Source organism: Nonomuraea sp. NPDC049400 (assembly GCF_044466425.1).
Lineage (GTDB): Bacteria > Actinomycetota > Actinomycetes > Streptosporangiales > Streptosporangiaceae > Nonomuraea.
In genome coordinates this window covers 308,716-333,140 of the sequence record NZ_JBITMP010000009.1, presented here as the reverse complement: position 1 = coordinate 333,140, position 24,425 = coordinate 308,716, and the positions used below count along the sequence as shown (strand labels likewise).

The window sequence follows — 24,425 nt, the reverse complement described above, 5'->3', positions numbered from 1 at the left end:
TTCCCCGCACGTCCAATATCTGCTGTAATAGCCGACGGCTATGGATGCTCATCTGCGTGACATGAGATATTTCGTGACCGTGGCGGAGGAGCTCAGCTTCACCCGCGCGGCCGAGCGCCTGTTCATCTCGCAGCCGACGCTCAGCAAGCAGATACGCCAGCTCGAAGAGCTCATGCGGGTGAGGCTGTTCGACCGCGACCGGCGCACGGTGCGGCTCACCGCGCCGGGCGAGGCGCTGCTGCCGGCCGCCCGCGAGCTGCTCCAGCAGTGGGACGAGGCCCAGCGGGCCGTCGGCGACGCCGCCGCCGCCGAAGCCTCACGACTGACCGTGGGCATGTCGACCAGTGTCGGACGCGGCCTCTTGGGAATGCTGCGGGAACGGTTCACCGAACGCCGACCGGCATGCGAACTGCGGCTGCGCCAGGTCAACTGGACCGACCCCACGGCGGGCCTGGCCGAGGGCGACGTCGACGTGGCGTTCGTCTGGCTGCCGTTTCCCGGTCAGGATGATCTCAACATCCGGGTCGTGGCCCGAGAGCCGCGCTGGGTCGCGTTCCGGCACGACCACTGGCTGGCCGAACGGGACGAGGTCGACTTCGCCGAGCTCCTGGACGAGAAGTTCCTGGCGCTCCCCGAAAGCGCCGGCCCGCTCCGCGACCACTGGCTCGCGACCGACGAGCGCGGCGGGCGGCCACCGGTGGCCTGCACGACCGTGACGAACGCCGAGGAGACCTTCGCGGCGCTTGAGAGCGGCGACAACATCGTCCTGCTCGCCGCCGGCAACGCCGAGATCTACCGGCGGCCGGGCATCATGACCATCCCGGTCACGGGTCTGTCCCCGAGCGTGCTCGCCCTCGCGTGGCGGCGCGGCGATCATCGCAGCATCATCCGCGACCTGGTCGAGGCCCTGCCGCCCGAGCCGCAGCGCCCCCGGACGTGATCCCCGTACGCTCCTGGTGGCCTCCTGGAAAGGCCGGCGGAGGCAATCGTTGTCGTTGTTGGCCTCTTCAGCCCGACGCTCGGGTAGCTCCAAGGACCCAGGGTAGCGCTGAGTAATCACGGTCACGTGGCGTAGTTGACTGGGCCGTGGGTTCAGGCTCGGCGGTTGGTGAAACCTCCGTTGACGGCGCCCCCTGTCAGGCAATCTCCGTCACTTATAGTGCTCTCTATGTGACAATAAGTTTCATGCCGTCCCCCTCGACGTGACACCCTGCGTGACCTCCTGGGCGCAGAGCTGCCCGTCAAGCGCTCCTGGCCTGGCTGGACTACCGGCGCAGCCGCTGGCCGAACACCGCCAACCCCCACCTGCTGCTCACCCAGCACACCGCGATGGAGAACTCCCCGGTCGGCAAGCTCTGGGTCACCAACGCCGTCCGGGGCCTGACCGCCACCCTGGAGCGCCTTAGCATCGACCGCCCAACTCGAAGAGGCTCTGACCCGCGGCCCCGACCCACTGCATCTGGCTGCCGTGTTCGGCATCGACGACAAGACCGCCATCCGCTACGCCAACGCCGCCCGCCACCTCCTGCAGGCCGCTGCGGCAACGTCCGAACCACCGTGACACCATAGGCGTCGTGATCTCCGCTGATGAGCTTGTCAGCCGAAGGCTGCTCCAGGTGACGGTGTCGTGGCACACCCACCCCAGCGACGACCACCTTTCACTGGTGCACATGTGGTTGCACATGAGTGATCTGGGCCCTGTCCGCTTCCACACCGCCCCTGACGCCCCGCTCGAGCTGACGCTCGATCAACCACACGACTCCTATGACATGGACGAGTACGGCCAGGTCACCGTCGGTCCCGCCCCAGACGATTTTCTGATGAGCCGATTCATCGGCCAGTCGATCCGAGCCGTTCACCGCATCATCGACCACCGGATCGAGACGGAGATCGGCCTCCGGCTCGAACTCGATCACGGCGAGGTGCACATCCTCAACCTGGGCGACGAACTGGTCATCACCGACACTGCTCTGCCGGACGCGCTCGAAGCCGCTCTCCGCTGACACTCTTCGCGACATTCAGTGCGCTGAACCCACGAGGCGAACAGGTCTTGAGATGCCGAACCCACGTGAGTTCCCGCTGAAGAACCTTCAGTTCGCGTGAACTCTGGGCTTTCCAAGGGGCCCCGCTCTTATCTTAAGTGACTGTCAGTAGTTAGTCATGTTCGTTAAGTAAGATCCGTGGGTACTTGCCGCACAAGTATTCAGGGGTCTTCAGCCATGTCAGGCATGTCAGGTGCGCTGCCTCAGTACTTCCGGCCTGAGCGGGCGGTTGCCCCGGATACCACTACAGCCGTTCGAGGCTCAGCCACCGAAGTCCGCGACATGATGGGCGACCCATTCGGCGTAGGTGCGGGCGGGATGTCCGGTGACCTGCTCGATGGTCGGCAGGACGGAGTCAGGTTCCGCCTGGGCGGCGGCGAGTTGATCCAGGAGGAAGTCGGCGGCAGGGGGCGGCATGTGGTCGAGCAGCTGTCGGCGGACGTCGTTGCGGGGCATCTCTTCGAAGCGGGCCGAGAGGCCGAGGGTTTCGCCGATGATGCGGACCCGCTCGATCTGGCTGAGCGCTTGCGGCCCGGTGAGTTCGTAAGCCTTTCCGGGGCGAGGGCTGAGTAGGGCGTGTGCGGCGACCGCGGCGATGTCGCGCTCGTCGACCGGGGCCATGGCGGCGCCGCCGTACGCGCCTCGTACGATTCCACCGTGCTTCACTTGGTGGGCCCAGCCGAGGTCGTTGGCCATGAAGACGCTGGGACGTACGAAGGTCCAGGACATCCCGGAGTCGGCGACGGCCTGTTCGCAGGCGAGGTGCTGCTCACCGATCCAGCCGAGCTGAGGGAAGGTGACTGCCGCCGAGGAGAGCAGCACGATGTGTCGCGTACCGGCCTCCTTGGCTGCAGTGAGGAAGCCGTCGAGGGCGCCGAAGACGGGGAACAGGAAGGCGCGGTCCACGTCCTTCAGGGCTGCGGGCAGGGTTTCGGGGCGGGTGAGGTCTCCGGGGACGATCTCCACGCTGTCGGGCAGGGCGGTGGTAGCGGGGTCACGGGTGAGGGCTCGTACCTTCTCTCCTGCGTTGATCAGTTCGCGCACGAGGTTGTGGCCGACGTTTCCGGTGGCACCGGTAACCAGGATCATGAGGGTTGCCTCCTTGTGTGTGTCCGTGCGTACGGAGCTGGTAGTGGGGCCGGACGAGGAGTGGCGGTCCGGCCGTGGTGGCACAGGATCGTCACGCTCGGCGCTTGTCGGTGCCTATGACGAGGTAGACGGCGGCGGCTGCGGCGCACAGGAAGGCCGCGGCGGCGAGACTCGCAACGGCATATCCATGCACGCTCGCCTCCCTGGCCAGGTCTGCCGTCGCGGCATGTGCGCGCTGGAAGGCGTCGGCCACCGTGCCTGCGACGCTGCCCAGCAGTGCGATGCCGACGGACGAGCCGATCTGCATGGAGGTCATGACGGTGGCGCCGGCGACCCCGGCGTCCGGGCCCGCCCCTTGCGTGGCAGTGCTGTTGGCGGGCACGAGCACCCAGGCGTTCCCGAGGCCAAGCAGGACGACGACGGGCAGCAGGTGGGTCGCGTAGCCGCTGTTGGTGTGCAGTTGGCCGAGCAGGGCCAGTCCGGCGGCTGTGAAGAGCAGGCCGGGTGCGAGCAGGAGTCGTACCGGGGCGGTGGCGATGAAGCGGCGGGCGATGCGCACTCCGAGGACGATGGCCGCGGTGTAGGGCAGGAAGGCCAGCCCGGCCTTAACGGGCGGGTAGCCGAGGACGGTCTGGAGGTGGAAGGTCAGGAAGAAGAAGGCGGCGAAGTTGCCGATGGCCATGGAGAAGGTAGCCAGATAGGCGCCGCCGCGTCGGCGGTCGAGGACGACGCGCATGGGCAGCAGGGCATGCGCGGTGTGGCTCTGCCGCCACACAAAGAGGGCCAGCAGAGTCAACCCGGCGGCGAGGCCGCCCAGGGTTGCGGGTGCGGTCCATCCTTCGGTCTCCGCCTGGCTGAAGCCGAAGACCGATGCCATCAGTCCGGCCGTCGCCAGCACCGCGCCAGCCACGTCGACCCGCGTGTCGGGCTGCCGCGGGTCGTGGCTGACCGCGACTATCACGCCGATCGCCGCGAGGGCCGCGAGGGGCACGCTCACGAGCAGGCTCCAGCGCCAGCCCGCGTAGTCCGTGAGAATGCCGCCGAGGATCAGGCCGACGCCCGAACTGCTGCCCATGACGGTGCCGTACACCCCGAACGCCTTGGCCCTGTCGGCGGGAGCGGTGAACTTGGTGCCGAGCAGGGCGAGCACCGACGGGGTGAAGAGCGCGCCGAACACGCCTTGCAGGGCCCGGGAGGTAAGGATCATCGCCGGGTTGACCGCCAGGCCGCCCAGGACCGACGCCACGGCGAACCCGGCCAGGCCGGCCAGCAGGCATGTCTTGCGCCCGAGCAGCTGCGAGAGCCGGCCGCCCAGCAGCAACAGCCCGCCGTAGCAGAGCGCGAACGACGTGATCACCCACTGCCGTTCGGCTGCCGACAGCTGCAGCGCGTGCTGCACCGTGGGCAGGGAGATGTTCATGATCGTGGCATCGGCCGCGATCATCAACTGGCCGGTGGCGACCGCTGCCAGCGCCCACCATCGGCGGGACTGCGGTGCCGTGCTGGGTGGGGCGCCGCTTGCTGCGGCGGTCGTGACGGCGCTCATGGAGATCACACCTCTCCCAAAAGAGGTTATGTTGGCTGAGCCAACGTTGGCCCGGCCGACGATAGCCCAGAATTGTGGGCCGAGCCAACAAATTTGGTTAAGGTGAAGTCATGACCGCCACGGATGTCACCCGCCCTCCGGCCCGCCTGTGCGCCACCCCGAGCTGGCTGATCACCCAGACCGCCACGCACGCGGCACGGCTGGTGAGCGAGGCATTCGGCACGGTGGGCGGTCGGCGCTATCACTACGCACTGCTCGCGGCGCTGGAGGAGTTCGGCCCCGCCAGTCAGGCCGAACTGGGGCGGCGGTGCTCAATCGACCGCAGCTATGTCGTCGAGGCGGTCAACGAACTGACCGACAAGGGCTTCGCCGTACGGGCGCCGGACCCCGCGGACCGCCGCCGCAACATCATCACCATCACACCGGCCGGGGAACGCGAGCTGGAGCGCATCGCCGCGACGCTCGACGTGGCGCAGGACAAGCTGCTGGCCCCGCTCTCCTCCGGCGAGCGCAAGCAACTGACTCAGCTCATGGCCCGCGTACTCGACCACCACACGCATCGCTGACAAGATGAGTCGGTGTCGTGGGTGGTGGTCTTCCCCGTCAAGTCTGCGTGTTGAACTCTTGCAGATGTCTTGGCGACGTCCCGATGCCCGACGGTGTAGCCCGGAGCGTCGCGGCACCGGCCGATTACGGACGCGGAGGCTGTGTGGCAGCGTCAGTGATTACGAGGCTTCACTAGAGGTGTCCGCTGCGGCGAGGTGGTCGCGCAGGGCCGCGTGGCGGAACTGATAGACCGGGCCGACGGCGCGCAGCAGCCCCAGGCGGTGGGCGTCGTCGAGGAAGCCCATGATTCGCAAGGGAAGCTGGTGTCGGAGGGTCAGCCGGGTCACCGCAATGGTGCAGATCAGCCACGCATGGTGATCCCCCGTCGTGAGTCCGGCCACGGCCCCACTTACGAGCCCGAGCGCGGCCGCGAGCCCGAACCCGAGCTCGCCCACGAGCCCCAGACTGGATCCGAGCAAGAGCGCGAAGAGGAGCCCGAACGCGGCCATTCGAAGAAGGGCGAGGGCCCTATCAGCTTGCCAACTTGAGCGGGGTGTGCTGGTTGATGTGATTGTGGGGTGTTCCGCCCAGTCGAGCAGCCCAAATGCCAGCGTGATCGTGAGGCCAAACCCGGGCCCGACCGCCAGCCCGGCCTTGAGCCCGAACATCAGCCCGGCCAGTAGCCCGAACCCGAGACCGGCCCCGAGCCCGATCTTCTGAGCGCCTTTAATGCAGCGGAGGAGTTGGCGTGTTCGTCCGCGCAGTCGGAGGTTGGCGTAGCCGGGGTTGACCTTAGTCCAAGGCATGGCGGACACGCGCTTGGCCGCAAGTCCGGCTGCTGAACAGATGCGAGGCGTGGTGTTGGCGATGTGCCACCAGCCGATGTCGCGGGTGTCGGTCGGTGGGAAGGCACGAGCCAGGTAAGTCAAGTAACGGCGGGTGTCGTCGGGATCGAGCCGGCGGCCGGCTGCGCTGCAGGCCGAGTCGGCGCTGCGGGCGGCGCTGGACACCCCGATGATCCAGCCTGAACAGTCTCCGCAGCCCGACGGCCAGGCTGGGGAGAGCGCCGAGGCGGGGCCGGTGGCGCGGGAGACGACCGCGTCGGAGATGATCGCACGGATCGCGTCGGTGGTGCCGATCGAGCAGTTGGAGGCGGCGCTGGCGGTGATCAAGGAGTTGGTGCCGCCGGCCGGTGAGGATGAGGATCTGGCGTGGCGGGCGGAGCTGACGAACAGGTTCGCCTCGGTGCGCGGGTTCGTCGAGCTGCTGGCCGACACGATCCCGTGGGCCGGCACCGACGCCGGTGCCGGCGTGGTCGCGGCATTGCGGGGTCTGCCGCGCGTGCTCGCCTATGGCAAGCACGCCGGGGTGCAGCACATCGAGGCGCACAAGGATCTGGTGGCGGCTGGTGTATGACAATCCCGAGCTCGGCGACCGGCTGATCGACCGGCACGCCTACACCTTCTGCATCCTGGAGGCGCTGTGGTCGGCTCTGCGCAGCAAGGACGTGTACGCCGTCGGCGCGGACAAGTCCGGCGACCCGCGGGCCAAGCTGATCCCGGACGCCCTGTGGAGCGTGCACGCGCCGAGCATCCTGACCGCGCTCGGCCTTCCCGCCGACCCGACCGAGCATCTGCGGAAACTGTCCGGCGACCTGGGCGGGATCTATCGCGAGCTGGCCGACAGCCTGGACGCCAACCCCGCCATCACGATCAAGGACGGCCGGCTGAACCTGGCCCGACTGGAGGCGGCCCAGCTGCCGGAGGCCTATCAGGCGGTCCATGACGCGGTGATGAACATGCTGCCGCGCATCGACTACCCCGAATTGCTGCTGGAGGTCCACGGCCACACCGGCATGTTCGACGCCTTCACCCACATCTCCGGTTCGACGTCGCGGCGCGCGGACCTGGATATCAGCCTGGCCGCGCTGATGGTGGCGCGCTCCTGCAACCTCGGCTTGGGGCCGGTGGCCAAGCCCGGCGACCCCGTGCTGGGCATTCACCGGCTGATCAGCGCGGAGAAGGGCTACTTCCACCGCGACGGGATGGGCTTGGCGTCGGGGACGCTGATCGAGAGGCAGGCCGGCATCGACATCGCTCGCGAGGATTGGGGCGGCGGGCTGGTCGCTTCGGCCGACGGGCTGCGGTTCGTGGTCCCCGGCTGCCGCGTTCGGCATGAACCCCGCTGGGGTGCTCCCATATCTCGCCGACCACGTGGACGAACCACGACTGCCCGCCCCATCAAACCCGTGATATTTCGGTGCCGGCTCACATACGTTCGCGCGAACATGTGCGCTTTGGACGGGTGCAGGTTGGAACTGACGGCCAGGGCTCGGCGTTCGTAGGCGGCATCGACCAGCCGGTAGAAGCCTTCAGCAGCGTCGGGTGAGACGGGCAGCAGGCCGATGTCATCGACGATGACGAGGTCGGAGCGGATGATGCGGGTCAGTGCGCGGGCGATGGAGTCGTCGGCGCGGTGGCGGCGGACCAGGGCGCCGAGGTCTTCGATGTTGAACCAGGTCACCGTCAGTCCGGCCTCGACCGCGCTTTGGCCGAGCGCCTCGCTGAAGTACGACTTCCCCGTCCCGGAGGGCCCGCAGATGCAGAGGTTCTCGCGGCGGCGGACCCATTCCAGGCTCTTGAGGGCGTCCTGGGTGGGGCGGGGGATGGAGGAGACGGTCTCGTCCCAGTCGCCGAAGGTTTTGCCCGCGGGGAATCCGGCGCGTTTGCGGCGGGTGTGCAGGTTGGCGCGATCACGTCCGGCGGCTTCTTCGGCCAGCAGGACGCGCACGACTTCGGCGGGGTCCCACCGCTGAGCTTTGGCGGTGGGGATCAGGTCGGCCAGTTGCCGGCGCATGTGCGGAAGCTTCAGCCGCTTGGTCAGCTCGATAGCCTCGGCGAGCGGGTCGCCGTTGGAGCCGGGAACGAAGCGGAGCGGGGTGGCCATCAGGCGTTGTCCTCAGAAGTCACGTCGGTGTGGGGGCCGGCAGGGTGGGCGCCGAAGGAGGCCCAGGCGGAGGTGCCGGGCTGCAGGCTGTGGGTTTCGCTGGCTCTGGTCGGTTCGACGGCATCGCGTCCGGCTTGGTAGTCCAGGATCGACAGGAGGTCAGTGTCGGCGAACCGGCCGGTGATCGCGGCGGTTCCCAGGGCCTGGTCGACCTGAGTGGCGGAGTAGAGCTTGGCCAAGGTGACGGCCTCGGTCATCTTGGGCAACGCAAGGTTTCCGCGACAGAGATGCGAACTCCGAACAGGCGCTAGGTCCGCCCCGTATAGGCGAGGTCGGTCTCCATGCGGGCGGCCGTCTCCCTGAGTGCGGGCAGTATGTCGCGCACCAGGCCGTCAGGGGTGGCGCGGCTGGCGTGGGTGGCCACGTTGACCGCCGCGACGACGCGCCCGTCACGGTCGTGCACGGGGACCGCGATCGACCGCACGCCCTCCTCCAGCTCCTGGTCGACCAGGGCGTAACCGTCGGCGGCGGCCTGCCGCACGGCCGCGGCCAGCGCCTCCGATGAGGTGATGGTGTGGCGGGTGAGCGGCTTGGGAACGATGGCGGCCAGCCGCTCGTCAGCCTTTCCGGCCAGGAGCACCCGCCCCATGGAGGTCGCGTACGCGGGGAAACGGATGCCGACCGTGATGTCCACGGTCATGATGCTCACCGTGGGCACTCGCGCCACGTAGACGACGTCGTCGCCGGAGAGCACCGCGACCGAGGCCGACTCGTGCACGCGGGCCACCAGGTCGGCCAGATGCGGTTGGACGACCTCGCCGAACGTGCGCCCGGACAGATGGGCGTACCCCAGCTCCAGCACCTTGGGCAGCAGCACGTGCCGGCGGCCCTCCACGGCCGCGTAGCCCAGGTGCTCCAGCGTCTGCACCGCCCGCCGTACGGTGGCCCGCGGCAGGCCAGTGGCCTTGGCGGACTCGGCGAGCGTGCACCCGCCGCGCGCCGACCCGAGGGAGACCAGCACGGCGAGGCCGCGGGCCAGCGACTGCAGATAGCCCATGCCCAACTCCTCCTTGGCTGCCCGCGACGCGTCCATGCCGGATCGGGCGGGCGTGGGCCGGCCGGTCTGGGCGGTGTGTCGGGTTGTGAGGCGGGGGTTGGTGGGTCGGGTGGCGAGTGTTGTCTCCATGTCGGCGACCGTCTCCCGCAGCCGGGGCAGCGCATGGGCCCGCAGTCCCGACACGGTGTGCCGGCTGGTGTGGCTGACCACGCTGACCGCGCAGACGGCTTTGCTGTCCTGATCCCGTACGGGCAGCGCGACCGCGATCAGGCCCGGCTCGATGAGCTGGTCGTCCTCGGCCCACGGCGCCGAAGGGTCGAGCAGGGCGAGGCCCGCCGCGCACCGGTCGGCGGCCAGCAGGTCGCCCACCCGGAAGGCCACCGACATCGTGCGCCGCCGGGTGAACTGGCCGATGAAGCGCACCCCGTCGCCGTCGGGCACCGCCAGCGAAACCGACTCGTCCAGTTCGTCGGCCAGCCGCTCGGCCGGCGGGGACAGCGCCTCCTGGAGGCCGCCGCAGGCCAGGTAGGCCGCGCCCAACTCCATCAGCGGCGGCGCGAGCAGCACGTCGCGGTCCTCCATGCGCAGGTAGCCCAGGTGTACGAGTGTGGCGAGCACGCGGTCGACGGTCGACCTGGCGAGACCGGTGGCGCGCACGAGGTCGGTGGCGCGCGTATGCCGTCCCGGCTCCACGGCCAGCGCGCGCAGCACGGCCAGGCCGCGCTCCAGGGTCCCGGTCGGCTCCATCGGCCTCTCCTCACGTGTGAGGGCGGCTTTGACAGGAACGCCCCCGGTACAGATACTCGATAGCATAATAGTGAACTAAAGTTCGCATAGCGAACACCGATTGAACGGAGCGTCGTGCGGAGAGACAAGGTGGTCGCGACGACCGCGGAGGCGCTCGACGGCGTGCGTGACGGCGCGTCGTTCGCGGTCGGCGGCTTCGGCCTCAGCGGCATCCCCAACGTTTTGATCCAGGCCCTGCACGACACCGGCGTGAGCGGCATCGGCGTCGTGTCCAACAATTGCGGGGTCGACGGCGGCGGCCTCGGCGTCCTGCTGGCGGCCGGGCGCATCGCCCGCGTGACCGCCTCCTACATCGGTGATAACAAGGAGTTCGCCCGGCAGTACCTGTCCGGCGAGCTGGAGGTGGAGCTGACCCCGCAGGGCAGCCTCGCCGAGCGGCTGCGCGCGGGCGGCGCCGGGATCCCCGCCTTCTACACCCTGGCCGGGGTCGGCACGCCCGTCGCCGAGGGCGGCCTGCCGCTGCGCCACAACCCCGACGGCACGATCGCCATGGCCTCGCCGCCGAAGGAGGTTCGCGCCTTCGACGGCCGCGAGTACGTGCTGGAGCACGGCATCACCACGGACTTCGCGCTGGTCAGGGCAGCCAGGGGAGACCGCCACGGCAATCTGGTCTTCCATCGGGCCGCCCGCAACTTCAACCCGCTCGCCGCCATGGCCGGGCGGGTCACGGTCGCCGAGGTCGAGGAGCTGGCCGAGCACATCGACCCCGACGACGTCCACCTGCCCGGCGTCTTCGTGCAGCGCGTCCTCGTGCTCACCCCGGAGCAGGCCGCCGACAAGTCCATCGAGAGGCGGACGATCACGCCGCCTCCGGCAGGAGGGACGATCACCCGATGAGCTGGACCCGCGACGAGATGGTCACGCGGGCGGCGGCCGAGCTGCGCGACGGCGACTACGTCAACCTCGGCATCGGCCTGCCCACCCGCATCCCGTCCTTCCTGCCCGCGGGCGTGGACGTGGTCCTCCACTCCGAGAACGGCATCCTCGGCGTCGGCCCCTACCCCGGGCCCGACGACGTCGACCCCGACCTGATCAACGCCGGCAAGGAGACGGTCACCGTGCTGCCCGGCGCGTCGTTCTTCGACTCCTCGCTGTCGTTCGGCATGATCCGCGGCAGCCACATCGACGTGGCCGTGCTCGGCGCGATGCAGGTCTCGGCCCGCGGCGACCTGGCCAACTGGATGGTCCCCGGCAAGCTGGTCAAGGGCATGGGCGGGGCGATGGACCTGGTCCACGGCGCGCGCCGGGTCATCGTGATCATGGACCACACCGCCAAGGATGGCTCAGCGAAGATCGTCGAGGAGTGCTCCCTGCCACTGACGGGCAAGGAGTGCGTACACCGGGTCGTCACCGACCTCGGTGTCCTCGACATCACCGAGCACGGTCTCACGCTGGTGGAGTGCGCGCCGGGCGTGAGCGTGGAAGAACTGCGCGAGCGCACCGACGCGGAGGTTCTGACATGAAGGACGTCTACATCGTCGATGCCGTACGCACGCCGTTCGGCCGTCACGGCGGCGCGCTGTCCGGGATCCGTCCCGACGACCTCGCCGCCCACGTGCTCCGGGCGCTGGTGGAGCGCACCGGGCAGGACGGCGTCGACGAGGTGATCCTCGGCAACGCCAACGGCGCGGGCGAGGAGAACCGCAACGTCGCCCGCATGGCCGCGCTGCTGGCCGGCCTGCCCGTGACCACTCCGGGAGCGACGGTCAACCGGCTGTGCGGCTCCGGGATGGAGGCCGTCATCCAGGCGTACCGCGCCATCGCGGTCGGCGACGCCTCGACGATGATCGCCGGGGGCGTGGAGTCCATGACGCGCGCGCCGTGGGTGCTGCCCAAGCCGGACAAGGCATTTCCCGCGGGCGGCCAGGAGCTGGTCTCCACGACGCTCGGCTGGCGGCTGGTCAATCCCAGGATGCCCGCCGAGCACACGGTCGCGCTCGGCGAGGGCGCGGAGCTGATCGCCGACAAGCACGGCATCACCCGCCAGGAACAGGACGCGTTCGCGCTGGCCAGCCACCGGAAGGCGGCCAAGGCCGGCCTCGACCGCGAGGTCATCGCGATTGACGACCTGACCAGGGACGAGGGCATCCGCGACGACACCTCGCTGGAGGCACTGGCCCGGCTCAAGCCCGTCTTCAGGAAGGACGGCGGCACGGTCACCGCGGGCAACTCCTCGCCGCTCAACGACGGCGCGGCGGCGCTGCTGCTGACCGACGAGGAGGGGCTGCGCGGCCGCGAGCCGCTCGCCCGCGTCACCGCGAGTGCCGCGAGCGCGCTGGAGCCCCGCTACTTCGGGCTCGGCCCGGTCGAGGCGGTGCGCAAGGCGCTGGTCAAGGCGGGCAGGCGGTTCGGGGACCTGGCGACGGTCGAGCTGAACGAGGCGTTCGCCGCGCAGGTGCTCGGCTGCCTGGCCGAGCTGCCCGACCTCGACCCCGGGATCGTCAACCCCGAGGGGGGCGCGATCGCGATCGGCCACCCGCTCGGCGCCTCCGGGGCCCGCGTCGTCGGCGCCGTGGCGCACCGGCTGGCCGCGGCCGGCTCGGGCACCGGCCTCGCCTCTCTCTGCATCGGCGTCGGCCAGGGGCTGGCCGTCGTACTCGAAAGGTAGCGTCATGTCCACACCCCTCACCCAGGCCGACATCGACCGCGAGATCGCCGACTTGAACACGGCCCAGGGTGACCGGCGGGCCGATCACCCCGCGCGCGACTACGCCCCGTACCGCAGCACCGTCCTGCGCCACCCCAAGCAGCCGCTGGTGGCGCTGAAGGATCCGGAGGCTGCCGAGCTGTCCGGGCCGGTGTTCGGCGTCACGGACGTGACGGCGCTCGACTCCGACCTGACCCGGCAGCATCTCGGCGAGCCGTTGGGCGAGCGGATCACCGTGCAGGGCCGCGTCCTCGACCGGGAGGGCCGTCCGGTGCGCGGCCAGCTCGTGGAGATCTGGCAGGCCAACGCCGCGGGCCGCTACCCGCACCAGCGCGACGACCACCCCGCGCCGCTCGACCCGAACTTCACCGGCGTCGGCCGCTGCCTCACCGACGACGACGGCGGCTACGCGTTCACCACGGTCAAGCCCGGCGCCTACCCCTGGCGCAACCACGTCAACGCCTGGCGGCCGGCGCACATCCACTTCTCGGTGTTCGGCACCGCCTTCACCCAGCGGCTGGTGACGCAGATGTACTTCCCGGGCGACCCGCTGTTCCCGTACGACCCGATCCTGCAGTCCGTCACCGACGAGCGCGCCAGGCAGCGGCTGGTCTCCGCCTACGATCACGACCTGTCCGAGCCGGAGTGGTCGCTCGGCTACCGGTGGGACATCGTCCTCGACGGCCCCGCCGCGACATGGATGGAGGAAGGCCGATGAAGCCCACCCCTTCGCAGACCGTCGGCCCGTTCTACGGCTACGCGCTGCCCTTCCCTGGCGGCGGCGACATCGCGCTCGGCGGGATCACCGTCCACGGCCGGGTGTACGACGGCGCGGGCGACCCGGTCCCCGACGCGCTGCTGGAGTTCTGGCAGGCCGACCCTGCGGGCGGCCTGTCCGGCGCGCCCGGCACGCTCCGGCGCGACCCCGTGGACGGCTCGATCATCGGCAGGAACGGCGTCGACTTCACCGGTTTCGGCCGCGTCCCCACGGACGCCGACGGCCATTGGACGCTGCGCACGCTCGAACCCGGGAACGGGTACATCAGCGTGTGCGTGTTCGCCCGCGGTCTGCTGCACCACCTCTACACCCGCATCTACCTCAAGCACGACGCCTTCCTCGACTCGCTGCCGCCCGAGCGCGCGCGGACGCTGGTGGCGGCCGAGGAGCGGGAGGGCGTCTACCGCTTCGACATCCACCTGCAGGGCGAGAAGGAGACGGTCTTCCTTGACTTCGGCTGATCCCGCACGGACTCCGGCCGGCCGCGTGGGCTCGGAGGACTTCGGGCTGCTCGCTCCGATGCGGGGTGCGGTCGAGGCCACCGGGGACGTGGCGTTCCTGCAGGCCATGCTGGACGCGGAGGCGGCGCTGATGCGGGTGCGGGCCGCGCTCGGGCTCGCGCCCGAGGAGGCGGCTGAGGCCGTGGCCGCCGTCGCCCGCGCCGGCGCCTACGACCTGCCCGGCCTCGCCGAGCGAGCCCGCTCGGGCGGCAACCCCGTCATCCCGCTGGTGGAGGACCTGCGCGCCGCCGCCGGCCCCCACAGCGACCACGTGCACAAGGGCGCGACCAGCCAGGACATCCTCGACACCGCCCTCATGCTGATCGCCCATCGGGCCCTTGGCCCGGTCCTTGACGACGTCGAGCGCGTCATCGCCGGGCTCGCCACGCTGGCCGCCGCGCACCGCAACACCCCGATGGCCGCGCGGACCCTCACCCAGCAGGCCGTCCCCACGACCTTCGGGCTCAAGGCGGCGGGCTGGCGTGCCCTGGCGATCGACGCCCGCGACCGCCTCAGCGCCGTCCGCCACGCCCTGCCCGCCCAGCTCGGCGGCCCGGCCGGAACGCTGGAACAGTTCGGCGACCGCGACACCGCGTCGGCCGCGCCCGCCCGGTTCGCCGCCGAGCTGGGCCTCGCCGCGCTGCCGCTGCCCTGGCACGTGCTGCGCACCCCGGTCGCCGACCTGGCCGGGGCGCTGGCGTTCGCGTCGGGGGCGCTGGGGAAGCTCGCCGCCGACGTGCTGGTGTTGTCCCGTACCGAGATCGGCGAGGTGTCGGAGGGCGTCGGCGGCGGATCGTCGTCGATGCCGCACAAGCACAACCCCGTGCGGGCCACGATGATCGCGGCGGCGGCCCGGCAGGTGCCCGCGCTGTCCGCCGTTCTGTACGCCTCACTCGCCGCCGAGGACGAACGCCCGCCCGGCGCCTGGCACGCCGAGTGGCAGCCGCTGCGCGAGGCGCTGCGCCTGGTCGCCGGCGCCGCCCGCGACGCCGCGGAACTGGTCGCCGGCCTGCGGGTGCACCCCGCCCGCATGCGCGCCAACCTGGCCGTCGCCGGTACGCCCGGCGCCGCCGCCGTCCTCGTGGACCGGGCGCTGGAGGAGAAGTGACGTTGTTGCAGCACCGGCTGGACGGCCCGGAACACGGCTCGCCGATCATCCTGGGCCCGTCGCTCGGCACCTCGGCCCGCGTGTGGGAGCCGCAGCTCACCGCGCTCGCGCGCCGGTTCCGCGTGGTCCGCTTCGACCTGCCGGGCCATGGCGGCTCGCCCGTCCAGGACGTCAGCAGCGTGGACGACCTCGCCGGGCTCGTGCTGGAGCTCGCCGACGCGCTCGGCCTCGACGCCTTCCACTACGCGGGCATCTCCCTCGGCGGCGCGATCGGCGCCACCCTGGCCGCCCGCCGACCCGGAAGAGTCCTGTCGCTGGCGATGATCTGCTCCTCGGCCCGCTTCGGCGAGCCGGACGGGTGGCGTGAACGGGCGGCGCTGGTCCGCGACCGAGGCACCGGACCGCTGATCGAGGCGTCGGCCGAGCGGTGGTTCGCCGGGCCCGCCGTCCAGTCGCTCCTCGACGACCTGGCCGCCGCCGACCCCGCCGGCTATGCCGCCTGCTGCGACGCCCTGGCGCGCTTCGACCTGCGCTCCGACCTGGCCAGGATCACCGCCCCCACCCTGGTCCTGGCAGGACGGGACGACCCCGCCACCCCGCCCGCGCACGCCAGGCAACTGGCCGACGGCATCCCGGGCGCCGCGCTCGTGGAGGTTTCGAAAGCCGCCCACCTCGCCAACGTCGACCGGCCCGGCCAGGTCACCTCCGCGCTGCTCGCGCACCTACCCGTGACCCCGGGCATGCGGGTACGGCGCGAAGTGCTCGGCGACGCCCACGTGGACCGGGCCGTCTCCCGCACCACCGGCTTCACCCGCGACTTCCAGGACCTCATCACGCGTTACGCGTGGGGGGAGATCTGGACCAGGCCCGGCCTCGACCGGCGCACCAGAAGCTGCGTCACCCTCACCGCGCTGGTCGCGCACGGCCACCTGGACGAGCTCGCCCTGCACGTACGCGCCGCGCTGCGCAACGGTCTCACCCCAGACGAGATCGGCGAGGTGCTGCTGCAGAGCGCGATCTACTGCGGGGTACCCGCCGCCAACGCGGCGTTCGGCGTCGCCCAGCGCGTCCTTTCCGAGATGTCCGCGGAAAACGCATGAGCGAGGGCCGATCCGGCTCAGGGCCGTCAGCGCCGCGCCCAGGGGCGCGGTGCTGACGGCCGCCAAGCGTGAGGTACCGGCGCCCGGGACGCCGGCGGTCAGAGGAAAGTCGGGAGCTGGCTGCCGGCGCAGACGTGGAGGACCTCGCCGGTGATCCGCGCCGCCTGCTCCGAGGCCAGGAACGCGACGGCGTTGGCGACGTCCTCAGGTCGTACCAGCTCACCCATCGGCGTCACGGCCCGCACCCGCTCCGCGTAGGCGTCGAGCATGCGCTCGTCCCCCCGCTGCCTGCTGAAGCCGGTACGGACGAAGCTGGGCGCGACCGCGTTCACCCGGACGCCCAGGGGCGCCAGCTCCATCGCCAGTGACCTCGTCAGGCCGACGAGCCCGGCCTTGGAGGCGGCGTAGCCCGGGTGCCCGCCGCCCAGCCACGTGCGTGACCCGATGTTCACCAGGGCCCCCGACCGCTGCCGCGCCCACCAGGGCAGGACGGCCTGGGCGATCAGGGCGGGGCCGCGCAGGTTGACATGCTGCGTCCGGTCCCAGGCGTCGACGTCGATGCCGGCCAGGTCCTGCGCCGGCTCTATCCCCGCGGCGCAGACGACCGCGTCGATGCGCCCGAGCTCGGCCCCGGCGCCCTCGACGAAGGCGCTGATGTCGCTCGGGTCGGCGACGTCGAGCCGCCGCCCGTGCACCGCCCCGGGGATGCGCTCGGCGGTGGCGAGGGCGGCGGCGAGGTCGAGGTCGCCGACGACCACCGTCCATCCGTCGGCGGCCAGCCGGGCGGCGGCCGCGCCGCCGATGTCGCCTCCGCCTCCGGTGATCAGCGCCACGGGCGTGTCGGTCTGGTGCGGGTGGATGGGCATGTGTCGTCCTTCCAAAAGCCTCAGGAGGCGGAGGGTGGGAGAAGCCGGCAGGCGGAGCGGCCGATGGACAGCAGCCTGCGGTCCGTGCCGGGCGGCCCGGCGAGCATGATGCCCATCGGGAGCCCGTCGTGTGTCCCGGCGGGCAGCGAGAGGGCGGGCGTCCCGGCGAAGCAGAACGGGTAGGTGTTGCGGACGAGAGCCGTCGTGGTCGCCTCGGTCGCGGTGTCGAGCCGCGGCGCCGTGACCGGGGTGGTGGCGGTCAGCAGGACGTCCACGCCGGTGAAGGCGGCGGCCAGCTCGGCCTGCCAGGCCCGGCGGAACTCCCGGGCGCGGGCCAGGTCGTCGGGGCCGTACCGGTGGGCGCGGCGCGCCTCCACGGTCGGCGCGTAGGTTCTGCCCGGCTCCAGCAGCTCCGCGAAGGCGGCGGCGGCCTCGACGGCGTAGACGGTCCGCGCGTGCTGGTGGACGGCGGGCGCGGAGGGCAGCTCGACGGGCTGGACGGATGCGCCGGCCGCTGTCAGTCCCCGCGCCGCGACGGCGACCTGCCGCCGCACGCCCTCGTCGACCTCGGCCGGGTCGTCGAACCAGCCGGTGAGCACGCCGACCCGCAGGCCCGCGAGGCCGTCTTCCGGAAGCGCGCGGGGTGGGCGGGCGCCGTCGGGCACCTCCGGCGGCACCTCCTCCCGGTCGCCCAGGAGGACGTCCAGCAGGAGCGACAGGTCCTCGGGGGTGACGGCGACGAGGCCGACGGTGTCGAGCGTGGGGCTGAGCGGCACCACGCCTTCCGTGCTGACGCGGCCGTGCGTGGGCCGCAGCCCGCAGACGCCCGTGAGCGCGGACGGGATCAGTACCGACCCCCCGGTGTCCGTACCGAGCGCGGCGACCGCCATGCCGGCGGCGACGGCGGACGCCGAGCCGCCGCTCGACCCGCCGGCGGTGCGCGCGGGGTCCCACGGGTTGCGGGCGTCGCCGTAGTGGGCGTTGGCGGTCACGGCCGAGCTGGCCAGTTCGGGCAGGTTCGTCTTGCCGATGACGAACGCGCCCTCTTTCGTCAGCCGGCTCACGGCCACGGCGTCCCGCGCCGCGGGCGGGCGTTCGCGGGCCGGGCGGCCCAAGGTCGTGACCCGGCCGCCGACGTCGATGTTGTCTTTCACCGCGACGGGCAGCCCGGCCAGTGCCCCACGGGCGCCACTCGAGCCCGGAGGCTCGCCGAAGACCTGGGTGAACGCGTGCAGGTTCCCGTCCAGCTCCGCTATCCGGGACAGCGCGGCCCGCGCGAGGTCCTCCGGCCGCAGTTCCCCGGCGCGCACCGCCGCGGCCAGACCGGACAGGCCGCCGTGCCGGGTGAGCAGGCCGAGGAGCGGGGCCGCGCGCATCACGGCGTCCTCTCGGACAGGGCGGGGGTGCTCTCCAGGACGTAACCGAACCTGTGGCGGGGGGTGAGCGCCTCGTAGCGCGGCCATTCGAGTTCGACGCCGATGACCTCCGCCAGCACGGACTGGAACTCGCCCAGCTTGCCGGGGTCGGAGCGCACCTGGGACGGGAGCGCCTTGCGGCGGACGCAGAATCCGGCCAGCGCGCCCGCGGCCTCGCCGACGGTCCACTCCCCGGGGTGTACCCGGCAGGCGCCGCTGGTCAGGTGGGTCGCCCCGATGTTCTTGGCGGCGGGCAGCAGGTTGCGCAGGCGTACCGGCACGAGGCTGCCCAGCGGGATCTGGAACGGCCAGGTGTCGATGTCGATCGTGGGGCGCCCGCTCGTGGAGGGGTGCACGTCGATGCGGTAGGCGCTGATGCCGACGCTGTCGCGGAAGCGTTCGGCGCCTTCGAGCCCGGCCCGGGCCGCCACGCCGATGTGCTGCTCGACCAGTGTGAACTCGCTGCGGATGCGCCTGCTCTCGCGGATGTAGGGCATCTTGGCCAGGCCGTCGGGCGTGCCGGTCAGGTCGCCGCGCGACCTCAGCTCCGGGTATCCCCGCCCGCCGTCGTGCCGCGGCGCCTCCGTCTGCATCCAGTACAGGAACGACAGGGAGAGCTGTCGCGCCTCCAGCAGGGCCAGCTCTCTGGCGGGCGCGTCGACGCCGATGAGAGGCAGCCGGGAATAGTCCATCATGGGCCAGGCGGCGGCCGTGATGTCACCCCACTGGGGTTCGAGGTGCGCGGCGTCGAGGACCCGCCGGGCGTGCCACAGGTCGTAGCGGACGCCGCCGGCCGACTCCTGCTCGGTGAAGAGCGGACGCAGGCGGGGCCGGTGGGTGACGTGGTCGCTGACCTCCCAGCTGAGCAGCGGCCCCGGCCACTCGGGCGGCTGGTAGGCGCGCCACGTCGCGTAGTCGGCGGGCCGGTCGATCGTGTTGTCCGTCCCGGGATTCCAGCTCAGCAGCATCGCCCAGGTGATCGCCTGCTGGTCGTAAGGGTCGGCGGGCCCGGGGAGCGCGTGCGGCTCGCCGGTCTCGGAGCTGCTCTCGGCGCCGAAGACGTGCTCGGCCCCGGCCAGGTCGACGAGGTCGCCGAGGTCGGTCGCGTCGAGGAAGAAGGCGCCGGTCAGCTCCGCCTCCTCGCCCTCGGGCCCGCGTACGAGCACGGAGCGGACCTCGTCGTGCTCGGTGGTGACCTCGGCCGCCCGCTGGTCGCGGAGCACGGTCACCAGGCCCCTGCTGATCCAGGGCGCCAGCATCTCCTCCAGGACGAGCCGCGCCACCTGCGGCTCGTGGCTGAGCGGGCCGATGTTGCCGGAGCCGGGGTTCAGCCGGCCGGCGGTGCGGGCCTCGGCCTTGAGCGGGTAGTTGCGCCGGTAGAACGAGCGGACGCGGTCCCGGAAGTCCCGGTAGGTGCGTGTGCAGCCGACCGACTCGATCCAGGGATGCTCGTCGGGCGGGATGCACTGGCTGCTCACCTGGCCGCCGACCCAGTCGCACTCGCTCACCAGCACGCTGCGCAGGCCGAGGCGGGCGGCGGCCAGGACGGCGGACACGCCGCCGAGGCCGCCGCCGACGACGACCAGGTCGAAGTGCTGTGATCGGGACACGTGGTCACTCCTTCATGTGGTGCTGTCAGGGGTTTCGGGCCGCAGCCGGATGCGCTCCTCGAGAAGGAGTCCTCCGTCCGGGCTTCGCCGGAGGACGCGCCTGCGGCTTCGCTTCACGCCGAAGACGGCGTCGGAGTCGATGTAGGGGTCCTCCGCGTCGAAGATCGTCGTGGTCAGCGGGTGGTGGCCCGGGGCCGAGACGATGACGTGGATGTGGGCGGCCCGCCACGGATGGCGGCCGGTGGCCGTGAGGAGGCGTCCCACCGGGCCGTCGGCCGGGATGGGATAGCTGACGGGGCGCACGGTCCGAAAGCCGTAACGGCCGGCGTCGTCCGTCCGGAACCGGCCGCGCAGGTGGAACTCCGGCTGGCTGTCGTCCTGCACGTCGTACAGCCCGTTGGGGGCCGTCTGCCAGACGTCGACGACGGCTCCCGCGATCGGCCGGCCGGCGGTCGTGGCGACCTCGCCGGTGACGAGCAGCGGCTCGCCGTCGAGGTCGGGGGCCGCGATGGAGGCGCCGTTCTCGCGGAACGGCGCGCCGGGCACGTAGAAGGGGCCGAGGATCGTCGATTCGGTGGCGCCGTCGCCCGCGGGATGGCCGAGGTCGTCGACCAGGCTCGACAGGCCCAGGGTGTCCGACAGCAGGATGAACTCCTGCCGGGTCGGCGTGCAGGTCCGGCCCGTCTCGGTGAGGAACTCGATGCCGGCCAGCCATTCCTCCTCCCGCAGGCCGACCTCGAGGGCGAACGCGTGCAGGTGTCGCACCAGGGAGCTCATCAGCTCGCGCAGCCGGGGGTCGGGAGTGGCCTGCACGCGTTCCAGCACCGCGCGGGTGAGCTCGTGCTGCGTCCGCGGATCCGGGTCCATCACGTTCTTCCCTTCCTCACGGGATCTCGGTGGCGCGCCGCCCGTCGAGGGCGGCGCGCAGGACGGCGCGGACACCGGCGACGTCGGCCGGCCGCGGGTTGACGGGGCGCTCCTCGACGACGAGCGCGGCGGCGTGGTCGAGGTCGGACGCGGTGAATCCGAGTGCTTCCAGGGCGGCCGGGGCGCCGATGGCGCGGCGCAGGTCCCACAGCGCCCCCGCCGCGTCGTCGCCGCCGAGCGCTTCGGCCACCCGGCGAAGGGGCTGGGGGGCCGCTGACCGGTTGTACGCCGCGACGTACGGCAACACGGCCGAGTGCACGGCGGCGTGCGGCAGCCCGTACGCGCCGCCGAGCACGTGGCAGATCTTGTGGTGCAGGCCCATGAGGGCCGAGCCGAGGGCCCAGCCCGCGAGCCAGGCCCCCGTCAGAGCGTCCGCGCGCGCCACGGGATCCCGCGGCGCGGTGGTCACCTTCTGCAGCGCGCCGGCCAGCAGGCGCAGGCCCTGCGCGGAGATCGCGGCGGTCACCGGCGACACCCGTGGGGCGTAGGACGCCTCCACGAGGTGGGCGGCGGCGTTCATGCCGCTCGCGGCGGAGAACCCCGGACTCAGCCCATAGGTGAGCTCCGGGTCGTAGACAACCGTGACGGGCTGGACCACGGGGTCGCGGCCGGTCCGCTTGTGCCCGTCGCGGGTGATCCCCCAGATCGGGGTCATCTCGCTGCCCGCGTACGTGGTCGGCACGGCCAGGATCCGGGTCCGGGTGCGCAACGCGACGGCCTTGGCAAGCCCGGTGGCCGAGCCGCCGCCCACGCAGACGAGCAGGTCCGCCTCCCGCGTGCGGGCCAGCCGGGTGGCGTCCTCGGCCTCCTGGTGCGGGACGTGCGTGGCGGTCTCGACGACGCGGCCGCACACGCGCCCGTCGACCAGGTCCGCGATCGCGTCGGCGACCCCGCGGGAGCGCCGGTCGGAGATCAGCAGGATCCGCTCGGCTCCCAGCCGTGCGGCTTCGGCTCCGACGCGCGTCACCTCGCCGGGGCCGAACACCACGCGCGAGGCTCCCTGCTCGTGGACGAAGGACGGGGCGGGGCCTTCCGCCGCGGAGCGGGCCGTCATCGGCCGTCGCGGAGCCAGGCGCGTCCCCGCTGATAGAGCGCTTCGACGGCCTCACCGGTGAGCTGCGGCATGTCAGTCTTCACCTGGTAGCCGAGTCCGGTCTGCAGGTACGCCAGGTGGCGGTAGCCGTCGGGCAGGCTCTTCAGCAGGTCCTGGTCCAGCCGCAGGCTCGCCGCGGGGTCGACCGGGTCGATGCGGTCACGCTCGTAGACGGGCTGCCGGAGGACCAGCTTCCAGCCGTCGCCACGTTCGAGGAAGTCGTAGAAGCGCCCGGTGCAGACGACGTCGCACTCGACGCCCTCCACGAGGGCTCGCTGGGTGATCGTCATCTTTGTCTGGGCGATCGCCCGATGACCGGCCGTCTCCACAGAGGTGCCGCCCAGGAAGTGCCAGATGCGCACCCCGCGTTCCCACCCCTGGCGGCTGACCTCGATGAAGTCACGGTAGCCGCCCTGGAACCAGGTGGCCTGCATGACGCCGTCGGAATGCCACAGCGTGGCGAACAGATCCCATCGGCCGGCGTCGCGCCAGACGGCCCAGTCCTCGACGAGTTGCCTGATCTCTGCCTGATCGGTGGTGTTCACGCTGACTCCTTGTGGTGGTCGTGCTGGTGGGGGAGAGGCCAGCCGGCCGCGGCCAGGGCGCCGGCGGTGGCGTCGTGGACGAGGCGGGCCGCCTGTGCGGGAGGGAGCAGTTCGAGCTCGTCGGACCACACCTCGGCGGACATGCGGGCGGTCACGCCGAGAGTGCGCAGCTCCCGCGCGAAGGCGGTCGCTCTGGCTCCCGGCGGCAGGCGCAGGTGCCGGGCCTCATAGCGGAGGTCGTCATGGGCGGTGGGCCGCGTGTCGTTGAGCTGCACCGACAGCACCCGCTCCGGCGGGATGTCGGCGAGGTCGCCCGGCGAGCCGCCGGAGCGATGGTGGTGCCAGCTGTCGAGCAAGAGCCCGGCGTTGGGCGCCTGGGTCTCGCGGACCAGCCGCCAGGCGTGCGGCAGTGTGCGGATCTCGCTGAACGGCATGTACTCCAGCGCGATCCGTACGCCCTGGACGGCGGCCCGCTCGCACAGCGCGGCCAGCCGCCCGACGAGCCGCTCGTGCGGGTGCGCGGCGAACTGAACCACGTTGAGCTGGTCGCAGCCGAAGGTCTCCAGGACGTGGAAGAGCAGCCGTCCCTCGTCGTCCCGGTCCGGGCCGTCGGCGGCCCAGTCCCAGGACGTCTCCACCTCGGCGACGCGCAGCCCGTGCGCGGCGAGCAGGCGGCGCAGCGACACGTCGTCCCGGCCCTCACGGGCGGCCTGGTACTGGTCGAGGGTGAGCCCGATCGCGTCGAAGCCGCCTTCGGCGGCGGCCTGGAGTCGTTCGGTGAACGAGGCGCGCCGCAACGTCATGGCGCAGAGCGTGATCGCATATGCCGACGTCATGTCGCTCCATTCTGTGCGCTATGTGCACATTTGTGCGGATAATAAACGCCACAAGGATGCCCGTGCAATGAGCCGGCCATCCCGTCAGGCGGGCAGGAACGCGAGGAGCCGCTCCAGCACCTGCTCAGGCTGCTCCTCGGGCAGGAAGTGCTTGCAGTCCCGGATGGGTATTCCGGCGACCCGGTCGGCGTAGCCGGACCAGATCCGCGTCACGTCACTGCCGCCGAGCCCCCCGTCGGCGCCCCACAGCAGGAGCAGCGGCTGCGTCAGGCGGTTGCCGGCGAGGTGGTCGCGCTCGTCGGCGTCCAGGTCCTGCCGGAACCCGGCCCGGTAGTCCTCGAGGGAGGCGTGGAGGGAGTCCGGATCACTGAAGGCCGCGACGTACTCGGCCACCGCCTCCTCGCCGACCGCGTCCGGCAGCAGAGCCTGCCGTTCCAGGAAGAAGCGCAGGTAGGCCTCGGTGTTACCGGCGATCAGGAGCTCCGGCAGCCCGGGCTGGAGGTGGAAGAACCAGTGCCACATGGCCGCGGCGGAATCCTTGTCGAAGGAGCCCATCACCTCTCGCGTCGGCAGGATGTCCAGGAGCGCCAGGTGGTCGATGTCCCCGGGCCGGTCCAGCGCCCAGCGGTGAGCCACGCGGGCGCCCCGGTCGTGGCCCACGACGTGCGCCTTGTCGAAGCCGAGCGTCCTGATCAGTCGCGACATGTCCGCGGCCGTGGTGCGTTTGTCGTAGCCGGAGCCGGGCTTGCCCGATGCGCCGTAGCCGCGCAGGTCGGGGGCGATCACGGTGAACCGCTCGCCGAGCGGTCGCATGAGGTGCCGCCAGCAGTGGCCGGTCTGGGGCCAGCCGTGCAGCAGGACCACGAGCCGGTCCGCCGTGCCGGACCGGCGGTAGTGGATGTCGACGCCGTCCAGTTCGGCGCGGTGGGAGGTGACGGTCACACGAAGTCCTTTCCGGGCCGCACCT

The 24,425-nt window shown here is 71.6% G+C and carries 25 protein-coding genes and 1 pseudogene; 12 read left to right on the top strand and 14 right to left on the bottom strand.

Features of this window, described 5'->3' with window-relative positions; all coding sequences use genetic code 11:
• Positions 1–61 precede the first annotated feature (61 nt).
• Both ACIBVN_RS16960 and ACIBVN_RS16955 read left to right on the top strand, forming a co-directional pair.
• Complete coding sequence (locus ACIBVN_RS16960) at positions 62–940, top strand: LysR family transcriptional regulator (RefSeq protein WP_397137209.1); 879 nt, start codon at positions 62–64, stop codon at positions 938–940.
• Positions 941–1,574: 634 nt separating this feature from the next.
• On the top strand, positions 1,575–2,003 hold the full coding sequence (locus ACIBVN_RS16955; protein WP_397137207.1) for a hypothetical protein: 429 nt from the start codon (positions 1,575–1,577) through the stop codon (positions 2,001–2,003).
• A gap of 300 nt (positions 2,004–2,303) precedes the next feature.
• On the opposite strand, the gene ACIBVN_RS16950 is transcribed toward ACIBVN_RS16955, so the two are convergent.
• Positions 2,304–3,131 (bottom strand): NAD(P)H-binding protein, encoded by an 828-nt coding sequence (locus tag ACIBVN_RS16950; RefSeq protein ID WP_397137205.1) that lies wholly within the window; start codon positions 3,129–3,131, stop codon positions 2,304–2,306.
• A 91-nt stretch (positions 3,132–3,222) separates the two neighbouring features.
• Positions 3,223–4,677, bottom strand: a complete 1,455-nt coding sequence (locus ACIBVN_RS16945; protein WP_397137203.1) for an MFS transporter — start codon at positions 4,675–4,677, stop codon at positions 3,223–3,225.
• 110 nt (positions 4,678–4,787) lie between these two features.
• Here ACIBVN_RS16945 and ACIBVN_RS16940 point away from each other — a divergent pair, with 110 nt between their 5' ends.
• Positions 4,788–5,243 (top strand): MarR family winged helix-turn-helix transcriptional regulator, encoded by a 456-nt coding sequence (locus ACIBVN_RS16940; protein WP_397137201.1) that lies wholly within the window; start codon positions 4,788–4,790, stop codon positions 5,241–5,243.
• A gap of 159 nt (positions 5,244–5,402) precedes the next feature.
• Here ACIBVN_RS16940 and ACIBVN_RS16935 read toward each other — a convergent pair whose 3' ends face one another.
• The gene (locus ACIBVN_RS16935; protein ID WP_397137199.1) at positions 5,403–6,233 is read right to left on the bottom strand and encodes a hypothetical protein; all 831 of its coding nucleotides are present in this window, start codon (positions 6,231–6,233) and stop codon (positions 5,403–5,405) included.
• Positions 6,234–6,237: 4 nt separating this feature from the next.
• Here ACIBVN_RS16935 and ACIBVN_RS16930 point away from each other — a divergent pair, with 4 nt between their 5' ends.
• Positions 6,238–6,639 (top strand): hypothetical protein, encoded by a 402-nt coding sequence (locus ACIBVN_RS16930; RefSeq protein ID WP_397137197.1) that lies wholly within the window; start codon positions 6,238–6,240, stop codon positions 6,637–6,639.
• The gene (locus tag ACIBVN_RS16925; RefSeq protein ID WP_397137195.1) at positions 6,575–7,567 is read left to right on the top strand and encodes a Tn3 family transposase; all 993 of its coding nucleotides are present in this window, start codon (positions 6,575–6,577) and stop codon (positions 7,565–7,567) included. The genes ACIBVN_RS16930 and ACIBVN_RS16925 overlap by 65 nt, the downstream gene beginning before the upstream one ends.
• Here the strand turns inward: ACIBVN_RS16925 and ACIBVN_RS16920 are convergent.
• The 3 genes and pseudogenes from ACIBVN_RS16920 to ACIBVN_RS16910 all read right to left on the bottom strand — a co-directional run.
• Positions 7,522–8,169: pseudogene (locus tag ACIBVN_RS16920) on the bottom strand (ATP-binding protein); the annotation flags it as partial. The gene ACIBVN_RS16925 and the pseudogene ACIBVN_RS16920 sit on opposite strands and share 46 nt — an antisense overlap.
• Positions 8,169–8,426, bottom strand: coding sequence for a hypothetical protein (locus ACIBVN_RS16915; protein ID WP_397137193.1), 258 nt, complete (start codon positions 8,424–8,426; stop codon positions 8,169–8,171). The pseudogene ACIBVN_RS16920 and the gene ACIBVN_RS16915, both read right to left, overlap by 1 nt.
• Before the next feature lie 50 nt (positions 8,427–8,476).
• On the bottom strand, positions 8,477–9,973 hold the full coding sequence (locus ACIBVN_RS16910; RefSeq protein WP_397137191.1) for an IclR family transcriptional regulator C-terminal domain-containing protein: 1,497 nt from the start codon (positions 9,971–9,973) through the stop codon (positions 8,477–8,479).
• 114 nt (positions 9,974–10,087) lie between these two features.
• Here ACIBVN_RS16910 and ACIBVN_RS16905 point away from each other — a divergent pair, with 114 nt between their 5' ends.
• From ACIBVN_RS16905 to pcaC, 7 genes are read left to right on the top strand one after another with little or no spacing between them, the layout of a single operon-like run.
• Positions 10,088–10,870, top strand: a complete 783-nt coding sequence (locus ACIBVN_RS16905; RefSeq protein ID WP_397137189.1) for a CoA transferase subunit A — start codon at positions 10,088–10,090, stop codon at positions 10,868–10,870.
• Positions 10,867–11,496: a CoA transferase subunit B gene (locus ACIBVN_RS16900; protein ID WP_397137187.1), complete on the top strand. Its 630-nt coding sequence runs from the start codon at positions 10,867–10,869 to the stop codon at positions 11,494–11,496. The genes ACIBVN_RS16905 and ACIBVN_RS16900 overlap by 4 nt, the downstream gene beginning before the upstream one ends.
• Entirely contained in the window at positions 11,493–12,641 is a 1,149-nt protein-coding gene (locus ACIBVN_RS16895) for a thiolase family protein (protein ID WP_397137185.1), read from the top strand. The genes ACIBVN_RS16900 and ACIBVN_RS16895 overlap by 4 nt, the downstream gene beginning before the upstream one ends.
• A 4-nt stretch (positions 12,642–12,645) precedes the next feature.
• The gene (gene pcaH / locus ACIBVN_RS16890; protein ID WP_397137183.1) at positions 12,646–13,398 is read left to right on the top strand and encodes a protocatechuate 3,4-dioxygenase subunit beta; all 753 of its coding nucleotides are present in this window, start codon (positions 12,646–12,648) and stop codon (positions 13,396–13,398) included.
• The gene (gene pcaG, locus ACIBVN_RS16885; protein WP_397137181.1) at positions 13,395–13,919 is read left to right on the top strand and encodes a protocatechuate 3,4-dioxygenase subunit alpha; all 525 of its coding nucleotides are present in this window, start codon (positions 13,395–13,397) and stop codon (positions 13,917–13,919) included. The genes pcaH and pcaG overlap by 4 nt, the downstream gene beginning before the upstream one ends.
• On the top strand, positions 13,906–15,066 hold the full coding sequence (pcaB, locus tag ACIBVN_RS16880; protein WP_397137179.1) for a 3-carboxy-cis,cis-muconate cycloisomerase: 1,161 nt from the start codon (positions 13,906–13,908) through the stop codon (positions 15,064–15,066). Before pcaG ends, pcaB begins: the two co-directional genes overlap by 14 nt.
• A gap of 2 nt (positions 15,067–15,068) precedes the next feature.
• Complete coding sequence (gene pcaC / locus ACIBVN_RS16875; protein WP_397137233.1) at positions 15,069–16,166, top strand: 4-carboxymuconolactone decarboxylase; 1,098 nt, start codon at positions 15,069–15,071, stop codon at positions 16,164–16,166.
• A 98-nt stretch (positions 16,167–16,264) separates the two neighbouring features.
• Here pcaC and ACIBVN_RS16870 read toward each other — a convergent pair whose 3' ends face one another.
• From ACIBVN_RS16870 to ACIBVN_RS16835, 8 genes are all read right to left on the bottom strand, one after another.
• The gene (locus ACIBVN_RS16870; RefSeq protein ID WP_397137177.1) at positions 16,265–17,032 is read right to left on the bottom strand and encodes an SDR family NAD(P)-dependent oxidoreductase; all 768 of its coding nucleotides are present in this window, start codon (positions 17,030–17,032) and stop codon (positions 16,265–16,267) included.
• 20 nt (positions 17,033–17,052) lie between these two features.
• Complete coding sequence (locus ACIBVN_RS16865) at positions 17,053–18,408, bottom strand: amidase (protein WP_397137175.1); 1,356 nt, start codon at positions 18,406–18,408, stop codon at positions 17,053–17,055.
• Positions 18,408–20,057, bottom strand: a complete 1,650-nt coding sequence (locus tag ACIBVN_RS16860; RefSeq protein WP_397137173.1) for an FAD-dependent oxidoreductase — start codon at positions 20,055–20,057, stop codon at positions 18,408–18,410. The genes ACIBVN_RS16865 and ACIBVN_RS16860 overlap by 1 nt, the downstream gene beginning before the upstream one ends.
• Before the next feature lie 12 nt (positions 20,058–20,069).
• Positions 20,070–20,924 (bottom strand): intradiol ring-cleavage dioxygenase, encoded by an 855-nt coding sequence (locus ACIBVN_RS16855; protein WP_397137171.1) that lies wholly within the window; start codon positions 20,922–20,924, stop codon positions 20,070–20,072.
• Between the two features lie 16 nt (positions 20,925–20,940).
• Positions 20,941–22,038, bottom strand: coding sequence for a maleylacetate reductase (locus ACIBVN_RS16850; RefSeq protein WP_397137169.1), 1,098 nt, complete (start codon positions 22,036–22,038; stop codon positions 20,941–20,943).
• Complete coding sequence (locus tag ACIBVN_RS16845; RefSeq protein WP_397137167.1) at positions 22,035–22,622, bottom strand: nuclear transport factor 2 family protein; 588 nt, start codon at positions 22,620–22,622, stop codon at positions 22,035–22,037. Before ACIBVN_RS16845 ends, ACIBVN_RS16850 begins: the two co-directional genes overlap by 4 nt.
• A complete protein-coding gene (locus tag ACIBVN_RS16840; RefSeq protein WP_397137165.1) occupies positions 22,619–23,458 on the bottom strand; it encodes a sugar phosphate isomerase/epimerase family protein in 840 nt (279 codons plus the stop codon). The genes ACIBVN_RS16845 and ACIBVN_RS16840 overlap by 4 nt, the downstream gene beginning before the upstream one ends.
• Positions 23,459–23,542: 84 nt before the next feature.
• Positions 23,543–24,400: an alpha/beta fold hydrolase gene (locus ACIBVN_RS16835; protein ID WP_397137163.1), complete on the bottom strand. Its 858-nt coding sequence runs from the start codon at positions 24,398–24,400 to the stop codon at positions 23,543–23,545.
• Positions 24,401–24,425 lie beyond the last annotated feature (25 nt).

Bases quoted from the DNA above. Each gene is read 5' to 3' on its own strand.
- ACIBVN_RS16840 (WP_397137165.1), bottom strand. From the start codon at position 23,458: ATGACGTCGGCATATGCGATCACGCTCTGCGCCATGACGTTGCGGCGC.
- ACIBVN_RS16850 (WP_397137169.1), bottom strand. From the start codon at position 22,038: ATGACGGCCCGCTCCGCGGCGGAAGGCCCCGCCCCGTCCTTCGTCCAC.
- ACIBVN_RS16960 (WP_397137209.1), top strand. From the start codon at position 62: ATGAGATATTTCGTGACCGTGGCGGAGGAGCTCAGCTTCACCCGCGCG.
- ACIBVN_RS16950 (WP_397137205.1), bottom strand. From the start codon at position 3,131: ATGATCCTGGTTACCGGTGCCACCGGAAACGTCGGCCACAACCTCGTG.
- pcaH (WP_397137183.1), top strand. From the start codon at position 12,646: ATGTCCACACCCCTCACCCAGGCCGACATCGACCGCGAGATCGCCGAC.
- ACIBVN_RS16940 (WP_397137201.1), top strand. From the start codon at position 4,788: ATGACCGCCACGGATGTCACCCGCCCTCCGGCCCGCCTGTGCGCCACC.
- ACIBVN_RS16910 (WP_397137191.1), bottom strand. From the start codon at position 9,973: ATGGAGCCGACCGGGACCCTGGAGCGCGGCCTGGCCGTGCTGCGCGCG.
- ACIBVN_RS16915 (WP_397137193.1), bottom strand. From the start codon at position 8,426: ATGACCGAGGCCGTCACCTTGGCCAAGCTCTACTCCGCCACTCAGGTC.
- pcaG (WP_397137181.1), top strand. From the start codon at position 13,395: ATGAAGCCCACCCCTTCGCAGACCGTCGGCCCGTTCTACGGCTACGCG.
- ACIBVN_RS16945 (WP_397137203.1), bottom strand. From the start codon at position 4,677: ATGAGCGCCGTCACGACCGCCGCAGCAAGCGGCGCCCCACCCAGCACG.
- ACIBVN_RS16855 (WP_397137171.1), bottom strand. From the start codon at position 20,924: ATGGACCCGGATCCGCGGACGCAGCACGAGCTCACCCGCGCGGTGCTG.
- ACIBVN_RS16870 (WP_397137177.1), bottom strand. From the start codon at position 17,032: ATGCCCATCCACCCGCACCAGACCGACACGCCCGTGGCGCTGATCACC.
- ACIBVN_RS16900 (WP_397137187.1), top strand. From the start codon at position 10,867: ATGAGCTGGACCCGCGACGAGATGGTCACGCGGGCGGCGGCCGAGCTG.
- ACIBVN_RS16930 (WP_397137197.1), top strand. From the start codon at position 6,238: ATGATCCAGCCTGAACAGTCTCCGCAGCCCGACGGCCAGGCTGGGGAG.
- ACIBVN_RS16925 (WP_397137195.1), top strand. From the start codon at position 6,575: ATGGCAAGCACGCCGGGGTGCAGCACATCGAGGCGCACAAGGATCTGG.
- ACIBVN_RS16865 (WP_397137175.1), bottom strand. From the start codon at position 18,408: ATGCGCGCGGCCCCGCTCCTCGGCCTGCTCACCCGGCACGGCGGCCTG.
- ACIBVN_RS16895 (WP_397137185.1), top strand. From the start codon at position 11,493: ATGAAGGACGTCTACATCGTCGATGCCGTACGCACGCCGTTCGGCCGT.